The organism is Humidesulfovibrio sp. (assembly GCF_035560995.1).
In the GTDB taxonomy this organism is placed as follows: Bacteria; Desulfobacterota; Desulfovibrionia; order Desulfovibrionales; family Desulfovibrionaceae; genus Humidesulfovibrio.
The window spans coordinates 1-13,325 of record NZ_DATMYK010000306.1; the positions used below are offsets into that span (position 1 = coordinate 1).

10 protein-coding genes are annotated in these 13,325 nt (G+C 67.3%); 5 read left to right on the forward strand and 5 right to left on the reverse strand.

Going from position 1 to position 13,325, the window contains the following annotated elements; translation table 11 throughout:
- The 3 genes from VN419_RS12240 to VN419_RS12250 form a co-directional block, all read right to left on the reverse strand.
- Window positions 1–3,054: DUF748 domain-containing protein (locus VN419_RS12240; RefSeq protein ID WP_325647506.1), on the reverse strand; the 3,054-nt coding region annotated here is incomplete at its 3' end.
- A 213-nt stretch (window positions 3,055–3,267) separates the two neighbouring features.
- The gene (gene pruA / locus VN419_RS12245) at window positions 3,268–6,288 is read right to left on the reverse strand and encodes an L-glutamate gamma-semialdehyde dehydrogenase (RefSeq protein ID WP_325647507.1); all 3,021 of its coding nucleotides are present in this window, start codon (window positions 6,286–6,288) and stop codon (window positions 3,268–3,270) included.
- A gap of 3 nt (window positions 6,289–6,291) precedes the next feature.
- On the reverse strand, window positions 6,292–6,804 hold the full coding sequence (locus VN419_RS12250) for an Lrp/AsnC family transcriptional regulator (RefSeq protein ID WP_325647508.1): 513 nt from the start codon (window positions 6,802–6,804) through the stop codon (window positions 6,292–6,294).
- Window positions 6,805–6,973: 169 nt separating this feature from the next.
- Between VN419_RS12250 and VN419_RS12255 the strand changes: the two genes are divergently transcribed.
- The 4 genes from VN419_RS12255 to VN419_RS12270 are packed head-to-tail and all read left to right on the forward strand — an operon-like array spanning window position 6,974 to window position 10,858.
- Window positions 6,974–8,140 carry an ABC transporter permease gene (locus VN419_RS12255; RefSeq protein ID WP_325647509.1) on the forward strand — a complete coding sequence of 389 codons (1,167 nt, stop codon included), beginning with the start codon at window positions 6,974–6,976 and terminating at the stop codon, window positions 8,138–8,140.
- Window positions 8,141–8,162: 22 nt separating this feature from the next.
- Window positions 8,163–9,080 carry an ABC transporter ATP-binding protein gene (locus tag VN419_RS12260; RefSeq protein WP_325647510.1) on the forward strand — a complete coding sequence of 306 codons (918 nt, stop codon included), beginning with the start codon at window positions 8,163–8,165 and terminating at the stop codon, window positions 9,078–9,080.
- Entirely contained in the window at window positions 9,077–10,225 is a 1,149-nt protein-coding gene (locus VN419_RS12265; RefSeq protein ID WP_325647511.1) for an MlaD family protein, read from the forward strand. Before VN419_RS12260 ends, VN419_RS12265 begins: the two co-directional genes overlap by 4 nt.
- A gap of 12 nt (window positions 10,226–10,237) precedes the next feature.
- On the forward strand, window positions 10,238–10,858 hold the full coding sequence (locus tag VN419_RS12270; protein ID WP_325647512.1) for an ABC-type transport auxiliary lipoprotein family protein: 621 nt from the start codon (window positions 10,238–10,240) through the stop codon (window positions 10,856–10,858).
- 22 nt (window positions 10,859–10,880) lie between these two features.
- On the opposite strand, the gene VN419_RS12275 is transcribed toward VN419_RS12270, so the two are convergent.
- Both VN419_RS12275 and VN419_RS12280 read right to left on the reverse strand, forming a co-directional pair.
- Complete coding sequence (locus tag VN419_RS12275) at window positions 10,881–11,069, reverse strand: hypothetical protein (RefSeq protein WP_325647513.1); 189 nt, start codon at window positions 11,067–11,069, stop codon at window positions 10,881–10,883.
- 40 nt (window positions 11,070–11,109) lie between these two features.
- Window positions 11,110–11,745, reverse strand: coding sequence for a LysE family translocator (locus tag VN419_RS12280; protein WP_325647514.1), 636 nt, complete (start codon window positions 11,743–11,745; stop codon window positions 11,110–11,112).
- Between the two features lie 208 nt (window positions 11,746–11,953).
- Between VN419_RS12280 and VN419_RS12285 the strand changes: the two genes are divergently transcribed.
- Window positions 11,954–13,325 (forward strand): PLP-dependent aminotransferase family protein (locus tag VN419_RS12285; RefSeq protein ID WP_325647515.1); only part of this gene is annotated, 1,372 nt, incomplete at its 3' end.

Here is a 13,325-nt window from a genome sequence, read left to right on the forward strand (position 1 = left end):
CTCAAGGTACTTGGCGTATTCTTCGGGCGTCAGGCTTATCTCGGCCACGCCGCCGCTGGTCTTGCCCTGGCGGGCCAGTTCCGTGGCCTTTTGGGCCTTGATCTTGTTGACCATGCGCGCGCGCTTGAGGCCGTCCTCCTCGCGGGCCGGGTCGGCCCCGCCCGCGAGTTCGAGCTTGAGCCCGGTGCGGTCGCGCAGGGCCTTGGCCAGGGTATCCAGATGCTTCTCGGCCTCGGGCGTCAGCGTGTTCTGGCCGGGCTCGAAGGCCACGTACGACAATTCCTCTCCGCCTCCGAAGAGTGAGGCCAGCAGGGTGAAGGGCGAGGTGGCCGCCTTGGTGATGAGGTTCAGCAGCACCTTGACGATGACCCCGCCGATGCTGAATTCCGGGTCGCTCAACGAGCCCTTGATGGGCAGGTTGATGTCGATTTCCCCGCGCGAGTTCTTGAGCAGCGCCACCACGAGCCCCACGGGAATGGACAGGGCGTTCGGGCTGTCCACCTTCTTGCCGAAGGTCAGCTGGTCCAGGAAGATGTTGTTCTCCGCCGCCAACTGGCCGTCCTTCACAGTGTAGTGCACATCCACGGAAAGCTTGCCCTTTTCGATGACATAGCCCACGTAGCGGCCGGAATAGGGCGTGAAGCCGGACATTTCTATGCCCGTGGCCTTGGCGCGGATGTCCACATTCAGCGCCGGGCCCAGGGGGTCGGCCTTGCCGGAGATGTCCAGCGGGCCGGTGCGGTCCACCTTGCCCCGGATGGCGATGTCCGTGAGGGTGCCCGCCTTGAGCGCGCCGATGCGGCCGTTCAGGTCGGTCAGGTTGGCCGTGTAGTTGGGCTTCACGAAACGGTCCGTGAAGTTGATGCCGCCGCCGGAAAGCACGATGCGCCCGATGCGGATGTCCGGAGCGGGGCCGGCCTTCTTGGCGTCGGCCTGCTTGGTTTCCACCGGCTTGGTTTCCACCGGCTTGGTGTCCGCCTGCTTCGTCTCGGCGCTCTTGGCGGTGGCGGGCTTGCCGCCCTTGGCCTGGGCCGCGTCCACCTGCTCCTTCTTCATCACGTCGTTCAGGTTCAGGTGGCCTTCGGGCGTCAGCAGCAGGCGCACGAAAAAGCTCGACAGGTTGATCTCGTCCACGCCCACGCGCAGGGGCGCGGAGCCCGCGTCCAGCCCGGTGAGCTTCAGGCTGCGCCAGCGCAGCAGGTCTGCGGAGTTGGCCTTGTCCAGCACGCTGAAGTCGATGAGGGCCACGTCGCCCTTGAAAGACGCGGCCGGAGCCTCCGCTGCCTGTGGCTCGGCCTTGGCGGGTGCTCCCTTGGCGGGCGTCTTGGGTGCGGCGGCCTTTGGCGGGTCCACGTTCAGGCGACCCTTCAACGAAATCTCGCCACGGGTGAGCACGGCGTTCAGGTCGCTGCTGGCGAAGCCTTGCAGGGCCACGAGGTCCACCTGCTTCAGGTCCAGGTCCAGCTCGGCCTTGAGGGGCGCGGGTTGCACCGTGCCGCCCAGCTTCACTGCGCCGTGCTCGTTTACGCGGGCGGAGAAATCGACCTTGGCCGGGGCGGGTGTGCTGGAAAGGCCGTCCACGCTGAGCGCCAGGGCCTCCACCGTGAGCGGCTTGACCTTGCCGCCAAGGGTGTCGTCGGCGTAGCGCAGGCCGCCATCCGCGATGAGCACGCGGCCCACGCGCCAAGTCCAGGCCGTGGGCTGGGTCTTGGCGTCCGTCTTTGCGGCGGGCTGTGCATCTTTCTTTGCCCCTGCCTTGGTTGCAGGCGTGGCTTCGGGCTTTGCGGCGGGCTTGGCCGTCGCCTTGGGGGCCGTCTTGGCCGTTGGCTTGGCCGCGCCCACGCCGTCCAGGGCGGCCACAAGGTCCAGCTCGCCGCCTTCCACGCGCCGGATGGACGCGGAGGGCTTGGTGAGCTTCACCTCGCCCACCTCGGCCTTGCGCTCGGCCGTGGAGGCCTTGATGCCCGTGAGCTCCAGAGCGCCGAAGCCCAGGAACGGCTCCTTGGCCCCGTCCTTGCGCACGGCCAGTTCGGCCAGGGAAAGCGCGCCGTGCACGGTGCCGGCCAGGGTGGCCTCGTCCAGGTGCAGCCCGGCCTTGCCCAGGCGCAGCAGGATCTTCTGGCCCTTGGCGTTGGTGAGCTTCAGGTCCGCATCGCGCAGGGCGATGTCGCCCGAGAGGCGCACGGCCGCGTCCTTGCCCTCGGGCTTGGCGAAGGCGATGGTCAGCGTGGTGTCCAGCCGGGCCGAGCCCAGCTCGAAGGGCAGGCTGGCCTGCGCGTACTTGAACACGCGCAGCACGTCGAAATCATGGATGTTCAGCTCGATGCTGGCGTCTTTGCCCGGGGCGAAGGGCTTCACCGCGCCGGAGAAGGCCAGGGCCGCGCCGTCCACCTTGGCCGAGAATTTGGGCTGCACGCTGCTTTCCACGGTGCCGCTGGTGTTGGCGATGAAGGGAATGCCCAGGGCCAGCTCCGTCACCTCGTGGCGCGCGCCTTCCAGCTGGTCGTCGAAGCTCACGCTGCCGCCCTCGATGGTGATGTCGGCCACGGAGAACTGCGGCGTAGGCGAGGACGGCCCGGCCAGCCACTTGTCCAGCAGGTCGGAGACGCTCAGCTTGCCGTCCTCCAGCCGCGCCAGGTTCAGCCTGGGGCCCTTGAGCGCCACCTCGCTGACCACGGGGATGCCGCGCGCGATGCTTGCCGTGGAAATGTTCACGTACAGGCTGTCGAAGCCGAAGAGCTCGGCTTCCGGGCCCTTGCCCGCGTGCTGCCCGGGCGCCACGCCCTTTTGCCCCACGCTGAAGCCGCGCACCGTGGCCGAGAGGGTGTAGGGCGAAACCTCGATCTTCTCCACGCTCACGGGCCGGGCGAATTCCTCGGAAAGCAGGGCTTCCAGCTTGGCCTTGGCGAAGCCCGGCAGCCAGAAGTAGCCCAGCGCGCCAAAGAGCAGAAAGAGCGCGGCCAGGGTGCCGAGTGTGATGCGCAGGCCCTTGTGGCGGGCAAGGGCCTTGCCTTTTTCGACGATGTTCGACGCGGGAGCAGGCTGTTCGGTCATGGCGGCTTCGTTTGTTGGGGTGTCGCTGGCCGTTGCGGGCATTCTCCGGCGCGGCTGGCGCTTTAGGAGATCCGCAGTCTGTACGCAGTTTTGAGCAATGGCAGGGGAAAGTCAAGGCGCTGGCCTCACGGCGTGGCGGGGGAAAGGCGTGAAAAAAGGCCGGGAGCGCGAACTCCCGGCCTTGTGGCGTATTCGTGATGAGGCGAAGCGGGCCTAAGCCACCCAGTCGTCGCCTTCCTCCACCGGGGCGAAGCCGCGGCGGATGGTGTTCTCGGAAACCAGGCGGGGATCCATGAACTGGAGCAGGTAGTCCGGGCCGCCGGACTTGGAGCCCACGCCGGACATGTTGAAGCCGCCGAAGGCGTGGCGCTCGACCATGGCGCCCGTGCTGCCCTTGTTCAGGTACAGGTTGCCCACGCGGAACTCCTTGCGCGCCTTTTCCAGGTGCTTCGGGCTGCGGCTGTAGATGGCGCCGGTGAGCGCGAAGCGGGTGGAGTTGGCGATGTCCAGGGCCTCGTCGATGTTCTTGGCGCGCATGACGGCCAGCACGGGTCCGAAGACCTCTTCCTGGGCGATGCGGTGGCCCTTGTTGATGCCCTCGACGATGGTCAGCGGGGCATAGCAACCATCAGCCGGGATGTCGGTGCGCTTCACCAGCACCTTGCCCTCGCCAGCGGCGATGTCGATGTACTTCAGCACGTTCTGCTGGGCGGCCTTGTCGACCACGGGGCCCATGTAGTTGGCCGGGTCCTCGGAGGGGCCGATCTTGATGGACTTGGCGGCCTCGGCCAGGCGGGAGACGAAGCGCTCGTAGATGGGGTCGAGCACGATGACGCGCGAGCAGGCCGAGCACTTCTGGCCCTGGAAGCCGAAGGCCGAGTACAGCACGCCGGTGATGGCCTCGTCCAGGTCGGCGTCGTCGTCGATGATGATGGCGTTCTTGCCGCCCATTTCGGCGATGACCTTTTTGCACTGCACCTGGCCGGGCTGGACCTTGGCGGCCTTTTCCTGGATGCGCAGGCCCACTTCCATGGAGCCGGTGAAGGCGATGACGCTTACATCCGGGTGCTCCACGAGCACATCGCCCATGACCGAGCCCTTGCCGGGCAGGAAGTTGAACACGCCGTCGGGCAGGCCCGCTTCCTTGAAGATGCTGGCGATGCCGAAGCCGATGACCGAGGACAGGCCCGAGGGCTTGTAGACCACGGCGTTGCCGCAGACGATGGCCGCGGCGGCCATGCCCGCGCTGATGGCCAGCGGGAAGTTCCAGGGTCCGATGACGGCGGTGACGCCCTTGCCCTGGTAGAAGTACTGGTTCACCTCGCCGGGGGCGTTGCCCATGCGGCGGGGCGAGCCCAGGCGGATCATCTCGCGTCCGTAGTATTCCAGGAAGTCGATGGCCTCGGCCACGTCGGCGTGGGCCTGATCCCACTGCTTGCCGACTTCGAGCACCTGCAGGGCGGAGAGCTCGTTGATGTCGCGGCGCATGATGTCCGCGGCCTTGAAGAGCACCTTGGCGCGCTCCAGGGGCTCCACGTTGCGCCACTCAAGGAAGGCCTTCTTGGCCGCAGCCAGCGCGTCCTGGGTCTCCTTCACACCGGCCTGGCAGACCTTGCCGATGATTTCGGCGGGTTTGGCCGGATTGTAGGAGTCCAGCATCTCGGAGGTCTTGACCTCCTTGCCGCCGATGACCAGCGGGTAGACCTTGCCGAAGTCCTTGCGCACCTTGGCCAGGGCGTTCACCATGCCGGCGCGGGCGGCCGGAACGGTGAAGTCTACGTTGGCGTGGTTGGCGAAGGCCGGGTAGCCGGCGGGGCCCATCTTGGCCGGGGCCGGAGCCTTCTTGGCCGCCACTTCGCGGTCGCGGGTGGCGATGGGATTCTCCAGCAGGCGCTCCAGCTCCGCGCCCTCGGCGAAGCTCTGGCGCAGGAAGCTCTCGTTGGCGGTGTTCTCCAGCAGGCGGCGCACCAGGTAGGCCATGCCGGGGATGAGGTCGCCATAGGGGCAGTACAGGCGCACGCGCTTGGCCACGTTGCGCAGGCCTTTGCGCACGGGCTCGGCCATGCCGTAGAGCACCTGGAACTCGTAGCGGCTGTCGGGCACGTTCAGGGCCTTGGCCGTCTCGATGACGTTGGAGATGGTGCGGATGTTGTGCGAGGCGCAGGCGAAGTGGCAGATGTCGTGATTCTCCAGGATCATCCGGGCGATGCGCTCATGCGCCATGTCGCTCTCGGCCTTGATGGTGTACACGGGCACTTCCCAGCCGTTCTGCTTGGCCAGCACGGTCTCGGAATCCCAGTAGGCGCCCTTCACCAGGCGGATGGAGATGGGCAGGTTTTCCTTGCGGGCCCAGCCGATCATCTCGGACACGTCGACATCGGTGCACTTGAGGTAGCACTGGAACACGATGCCCAGGTGCGGATAGTCGCGGTGCTCCGGGGCGCTGCGCAGGCGCTTGTAGAGCTCGATGGTGATTTCCTTGTACTTCAGCTGCTCCATGTCGATGCACATGAAGCCGCCCATTTCCTTGATCTTGCGGTAGATGGGCTCCACGCGGCGGTAGATGCCCTCCACGCTGCCGGCCACGTCCACGGCCTTGGCCTGGGAGAAGAAGGCCGAGGGCTTCACGGCCACGTTGATCTTGGGCGCGTGGCCCCAGTCCAGCTCGCCGCCGGTGTCCAGGCCGTCCCACTTCTTGTACTCGGACTGGATGCCCGCCAGGACCTCCATGTAGCCCTGCATGTACTCGTCGCATTCCTTCTCGTTCAGCGGGGCCTCCCCCAGCAGGTCGATGACGAAGGCGAAGCCGTCCTTGCGCAGCTGGCGGATGCCCTTCACGGCCTCGGAGGCTTTTTCGCCGATGATGAACTGGCGCGCCATGCCCTCGATGTTGGAGCGGATGGCCTTGTTCAGCACCATGGCCACCAGGCCGCCGCCGAAGCCGGTCTTGCCCGCGCCCCACTTGAGCACGTCCGGGATGTTGGCGTCCTTGTCGCCGAAATATTCCTCGATGTGGCGGGACAGGGACTCGCTGGTGGTGAGGTAGGGGAGCACGTCCACGAAGCGGAACATCTGGACCTTGAAGTCCTCGTTCTTCATGGCCCAGTCCATGACTTTGCCGGTCCACCAGCCCTTGTTGAAGATGGAGGGGGCCTCTCCGGCGATGCTCTGGAAGAATTCCTTGCCCCGGGCGATGATCTTCGGGTTCAGGGCGGCGGTGTCGATAGCTGCCATTTGCTACTCCTTCGGCTGATCTTTTGTGCTGGCCTGCCCGTTGAGCTTTCCGGTCGACTGGGAGTCGTCGGTGAGGGGCAGGGAGCGGGTTTCCTTCAAGGTGGTCAGGACGACGGTGGTGCGCGTGTCGCGCACGCCGGGGATGGCCCCGAACTGTTGCAGGATGTATTGCAGGTGCTCTGTGTCGCGGGCGCGCACCTTCACCAGGTACGAGTCCTGCCCGGCTGTGTAGTGGGCTTCCAGCACGCCGGGCACCTGGGCCAGGGCCTTGCCGATGTCTGTGGAGCCCACGCCTTCATCCGCCCGCACAAAGGTGAAGGCGGTGAGGGTGAAGCCCACGTCCTTGGGGCGCAGCACGGCTTCGAAGCCGCGGATGACGCCCTTGCGCTCCAGCTTGCGCATGCGCTCCAGAACCGCCGAGGGAGCCATGCCCACGGCGCGGGCGATGTCGGCGTTGGAGGTGCGGCCGTTGTCCTGAAGAATGGTCAGGATGGTCATGTCAATCTTGTCGATCATTCTGATACCCTTCCGTTTCAAGAATAAAATTCTGTTTTCGACGAAAAGTCAAGCGTGTTGTGCGGCGCTCATGAGGAATCCGGCGGAATAATCAGAGCAGGAGGCGGGTGTTTCAAGCATGTTTCCTCCCTTTGCCTTTCCGCGCGCTTTGCGGTAGCCCTTGGCAATCATGAAAAGAGTGCAGGCGCCAGAACCCATTCCGGGACTTGCCGTCCGCGAGGACGCTCCCGGGGCCGTGGCGGTGCGCTTCACGGGAGACCTGCGCGCGGCCGTGGTGGCCCGGCTGTGGGGGCCCGCCATGGCCCGCGTGCGCGGCGGCGGGCTCACGTCCCTGCGGCTGGAGCTGGACAAGGCCGAGTACATCGACGGCGCGGGCCTGGCGCTTCTGGTCAAGCTGCATTCTGAAGCCGCCGCCGCGGGCACCAAGGTGGAGCTTCTTGGCCTGCCGCCCCGTTACCAGCACCTGCTTGATCTGGCCATGCGCGCGGAAAAATCCGCAGGCGAGCCCGATGGTGAGCCTGACGCCATGACCGGCGCCGAGAAGGCCGCCGGGCTCTCCCCTCTGGATGTCCGCCTGCGCGAGGCCCTGCGCGACCTGCGCGAACTCGTCTGCTTCGTGGGTGAAAGCGCCCAGGTGCTGTACAATTCCCTGCGCCGCCCGCACCAGGTGCGCTGGCCCGACGTGCTGACCCAGGCCTTGGCCGTGGGCGTGCAGAGCCTGCCCATCCTGCTCCTCATCGGCTTCCTCATGGGGCTCATCATGAGCTTCCAGTCGGTCATCACCCTGCAGCGCTTCGGCGGGGAGATCTACGTGCCGAACATGCTGGGGCTTGTCATGTTCCGCGAGATGGGCCCGCTGGTCACGGCCATCCTTTTGGCCGCGCGCTCCGGCAGCGCCTTCGCGGCGGAGATCGGCACCATGCACGTGAACGAGGAACTGGACGCGCTCACCACCATGGGCATCAGTCCGGTGCGCTTCCTGGTCGGCCCGCGCATCCTGGCATCCCTGGCCGTGGTGCCCATCATGACGCTCTTCTTCAACTTCGCGAGCCTTGTGGGCGGCGCGCTGGTCATGCTGTCCATCGGCTTCCCGCTGGTCACCTTCACCTCCCGCGTGTTCGCCAACGTCACCGCCCCGGATCTCATCGGCAGCATCATCAAGATTATCGTGTTCAGCCTGCTGGTGGCCGGGGTGAGCTGCCTGAAGGGGCTGCGCACCGGAGGCGGGGCCAGCGCCGTGGGCCGCTCGACTACCGGAGCCGTGGTCGCCGGGCTCATCCTCATCACCGTGGCCGACGGCCTTTTCGCCGTGCTGTTCTATTACTTCAAGTTTTGATACACGCTTGAGCAGGTACACCATGGACAGCAGCGAATTGAACGCCACCCCCGGCGCCACCACGTCTCCTCAGGTCCGCGATCCCATCATCCGCGTGCGCGGGCTCACCTGCGCCTATGGACGTCGCACCGTGCTGAGGGACGTGTCTTTCGACGTGGGCCGGGGCGAAGTCTTCGTGGTCATCGGCGGCTCCGGCTGCGGCAAGAGCACGCTGCTCAAGCACATGATCGGCCTGCTGGCGCCGGTTTCCGGCAGCGTGCACTTGAGCGGGCGCGACATTGTGACCGCCGAGGGCGACGAGCGCCTGGGCATACTGAAGGGCATCGGCGTCATGTACCAGATGGGCGCGCTGTTCGGCTCCATGACCGTGCAGCAGAACGTGGGCCTGCCGCTGGAGGAGTACACCGACCTGCCTGAAGAGGCCATCGAGGTCATCAGCCGGGTGAAGCTGTCCATGGTCGGCCTGGAGAAGTTCGGCCAGGTCATGCCCTCGGAGCTTTCCGGCGGCATGGTCAAGCGCGCGGCCATCGCCCGGGCCATGGCCCTGGATCCGGCCATCCTGTTCCTCGACGAGCCTTCGGCCGGGCTGGATCCCGTGACCAGCGCGGAGCTGGACCGCGTAGTGCGCAGCCTGGCGGAGAACCTGGGCATCACCTTCGTCATCGTCTCGCACGAGCTGCCGAGCATCCTGTCCATAGCCGACAGGGTGATCCTGCTCGACGCGCACGCCAAGGGCATCGTGGCCGAGGGCGACCCGCGGGAGCTGCACGCGAGCAGCACGGACCCCCGCGTGCGGCGCTTCTTCGACCGCGAGGCCCGCGTGCCCGATCCTCCGTCAAACGGCCAGGTTCCCTTTGGCGTCCAGCAGCCCCCCGGCGCAGGCGGGGCCGGGGAAACTGCGCAAACTTCTGAACCCAAAGCGGCGGAGGCTCGTCCATGACTCGCGGCGGCGACTATTTCAAGCTCGGGCTCTTCGTCATCGGCGGGGTGGTGCTGCTCTTCGTGGTGCTCTTCGCCCTGGGCGCGGGCAAGTTCTTCCAGCGCACCTACCAGATGGAGACCTACATCAACGAGTCCGTCAACGGGCTTGAGGTGGGCACGGCGGTGAAATACCGTGGCGTGCGCGTGGGCAGCGTGTCCGAAATCGGCTTTGTGGCCGGGAAGTACGGCAAGCACGCTGAAGGCTACCGCTACGTCTACGTGCTGTGCACCCTGGACAAGGATCTCTTCGGCACCATGGGGCCCAAATCCTCGCGCGAGCAGGCGGCCGAGGAAGTGGCGCGCGGCCTGCGCGCCCGCACCATCTCCCAGGGTCTCACCGGCCAGCTTTTCCTGGGGCTCGACTACGTGGTTCCGGAGCGCAACCAGCCCCTGCCCATCGATTGGGAGCCCGCGAGCATCTATATTCCTGCAGCGCCCAGCACCCTGTCGCAGGTGGAGCAGGCGGTGCTCGGCATCAGCAACACCCTGTCCGGCCTGGACCAGGCCGAACTGCCCGAGGCGGTGAAGAGCTTCCGCCGCTTCGCGGACAGCGCCAGCACCTTCCTGGACAGCACCGATCCCAAGGAAGTGGGGCCCAAGCTCTCCGCCACCCTGGACCAGACCCGCGCGCTCCTGGCGCGCATCAACGTGCTCCTGGCCGACCCGGCCGCAGAACGGCTGGTGCCCGAGGCCGCCCGGACCCTGACCGGCGCGCGCAAGGTGGTTGAGGCCGCCGGGCCGGACACCGTGCAGCTTGTGCGTGATTCCAAGGAGATGGTGGCCAGCCTGAAGGTTTCGGCCAAGGCCCTGGAAAAGTTCCTGGCCGACCCCGAGACCAGCCGCCAGCTGGCTCAGATGCCCGGGGCCATGCAGCAGGCGCGGGAAACCATCGGGGAGCTCAAGTCCGCGGCCAAGAGGCTCAATTCCGTGCTCGGCCGGGTGGAGCAGCTCACCGCCGCGCAGCAGGCCAACGTGGAAGGCATTCTGGACAGCGCGCGCGGCCTTGTGGACAATCTGAAGGAACTTACCGGCGAGGCCAAGCGCTACCCTGCGGGCGTGCTCTTCGGCTCGCCGCCGGACAAATCGCCCCTGGGCGGGCAGTAGACGGAGGCCCCCATGCGCGCACTCGCCGCCATTCTCGCCGTGATTCTTGCCCTGCCCCTGGCCAGCGCCTGCGTGAAGCTGGAGCGCCAGCCCATCGAGAAGCGCTTCTACGCGCTGGAAACCGCGCGCCCGGCCGCCAGCGTCAGCCAGGCCGCCGCGCCCGGCGTCCTGCTGGTGCGCCGTCTGGTGGTCTCGCCGCGCGCCACCGGGCGGGAGCTGGTGTACCGCACCGCGCCTGGCGTGTGGTCGGCCGACTACTACAATGTCTACTTCGTCACCCCGGCGGACATGCTGACCCAGGACCTGCGCGCCTGGCTGGGCGCGGCGGGCGTCTGCGCCGAGGTGGTGGACCCCTCGAGCCTCGCCGGCCATGATTACATTCTGGAGGGCAACGTCACCTCCCTGCACGGGGACTTGGCCTCCAAGCCCGCCGAGGCCGTGGTGGAGATGCAGTTCCTGCTGCTCAAGGCCGGGGGCGACGAGCGCAAGGTGCTTCTGACGCGCGACTACCGCAAGACCGCGCCCCTGGCGTCCAACACGCCCCAGGAACTCATCCGCGCCCAGCGCGAGGCCGTGGCTGCGGTGTACGCCCAGCTGGAGACCGATCTGCGGGCGGTTTTGCCGAAGAGGTAAGCCCCTGCCGCCCGCAGAGGCTTCACTTCAGCCGCGCAAGACCGAAGCCGAGCAGCACCGACAGGCAGGCCCAGAGCAGAACCTTGGCGAATCCCGCCAGGGCCGCGCCCTGCGGCGTGCGCCGGGACGGAATGGACTCTTCCCTTTCGATTCCCTCGGGCCGCAGTAAATACGCCGCCAGCCGCCACACTTCCGAGAGCATGGGCACCATGCGCGCCTCCCTTTGTCTCGTTTGATGATCGCCGCGCGGGCTAGAACACGTCCTGCAACACTTCCCTGGCCATGGGGGCCACGCTTGCGGCCAGCAGCACAGCCATGGCCCAGTTGAAGGCCTGGAGCCTGCGGCGGTCCTGCAACAGACCGCGCATCACCCGGCCCAGCAGCACCCACAGGGCCACGCAGGGCATGCCCGCCACGAAGAACACGCCGGTGACCAGGAACGCGCCCAGGATGGGCTTGTCCGGCGGGGCATAGGTGCTGGCGGCGGTGAGGCACATCATCACGGCCTTGGGGTTCACCCACTGGAAGGCCGAGGCTTCGAGAAAGGTCATGGGCCGACCTGCGGCCTGGGACGCGGGGCTTGCGGCTTCCGCTTGCGCGGGCGGCGTGGAGGTGCCGATGCGCCAGGCCAGGTAGAACATGTAGGCCACGCCCAGGGCGCGCAGGGTGGAGTAGAGCCCGGGCACGGCCTCGAAGACCATGCCCACGCCCAGGCCCACGGCCAGCTGCATGAAGGTGAAGCCCAGGGTGACGCCGAGCAGGTGCGGGATGGTGCGCCGGATGCCGTGGTTCACGCCGGAGGCGAAGAGCATGGCGTTGTTGGGCCCGGGCGTGATGGAGGAGACGAAGGCGAAGAGGCAGAGGGAGGCGAGCAGTTCCGGGGTCATTGTTTTCTCCTGTGCTTGTGCCGCTGGCGGAGGCTGGTGTGAAGGCTGCTGGCGAGGCTGCGAATATCCAGTGCTCGAGGCATGGCGTGCTGACAATTTACGATTGTATCCATGGTACACTCCGTGTTTTGCGTGTTAAATTGGCATTTCGTATACGGTTCAGCTTCTATGTTGACACGTCTTACTGGTCAATGTAATTATTGTACCCATGACAATATGGACGCCACAGCTGCCGCATGATCGGCCCAAATATCTCGGCCTGGCCGACGCCATTGAGGCCGATCTGGCCAGCGGAGCGTTGGTGCCCGGCCAGCGCCTGCCCACCCACCGCGACCTTGCCGACGCCCTTGGCGTCACCGTTGGCACCGTGACGCGCGGCTATGCTGAGGCGGCCCGGCGCGGGGCCGTGCGCGGCGAGGTCGGTCGGGGCACCATCGTCGTTCCGGCGCAGGAGGGCGGCAGCCCCTGGTGGAGCGGCGGGCCCGAGGCGGAGGGAGATGAAGCGGGCGACGGAAGCGCGCAGGGTGCGCGGCCACATCGGCGCATGGTCGATCTGGGGCTGGTGACGGGCATGTACGGCCTGGACCCGGACCTGGGGGCGGCCCTCGGCGGCTTGGCGGCCCGGGCGGACGTCCAGGACTTTCTGCGCTACCAGCCTTCGCGCGGCATGGCGCGCCACCGCGAGGCCGGGGTGCTCTGGTGCTCGCGCTTCGGCGTGGCCGCGCGGCCGGACAACGTGCTGGTGACGGCGGGCGGGCAGCACGCGCTGCTGGTGCTGCTTTCCGTGCTCTTCCGCCCCGGCGACCGCGTGGCGGCGGGCAATCTGAATTATCCCGGCCTCATGTCCGCGGCGTCGCTTCTGGGTATCAAGCTGGTGCCCGTCGCCCTGGACGCCGAAGGCGTGGTGCCCGAGGCTCTGGAGGACGCCTGCGCGCGCGAGGGGGTGCGCGGCCTGTACTGCATGCCCGGCGCGCATAATCCCACCACGGCCACGCCCGGCCCAGCCCGGCAGCAGCGCCTGGCGGAGCTGGCGCGCTCGCGCAATCTGCTGGTAATCGAAGATGCGGCCTATGCCCTGACCGCCCCGCAGCCTCTTGTGCCTCTGGCGACCCTGGCGCCGGAGCGCACGTTCTTTGTGGCCAGCGTGTCCAAGATGGTGGCCGGAGGCCTGCGCGTGGCCTTTGTGGCCAGCCCGCCGGAGCAGGTGGAGCGCCTGGCCCTGGGCATCACCGGCACCACGTGGATGGCCTCGCCCCTGTGCGCGGAGATTGCGGCCGCCTGGATTCTGGACGGCACGGCCGACGCAACCATGCGCCGCAAGCGCGCCGAGGCCGCACGCCGCAATGAAACGGCGCGCAAGGCCCTTGCGGGGGCGCGCTTCGCCGCGCAGGAACACGGCTATTTCATCTGGCTGGATCTGCCGGACCCCTGGCGGGCGGCGGATTTCGAGCGTGCTGCGGGCCTGCGCGGAGTGGTTGTCATCGCGGGCGACGCTTTTGCCGTGGGCCAGACCCCGGCCCCGGCCGCCGTGCGGGTGTCCCTCTCCGCCGCGCGCAGCCGCGAGGAACTGGAACGCGGCC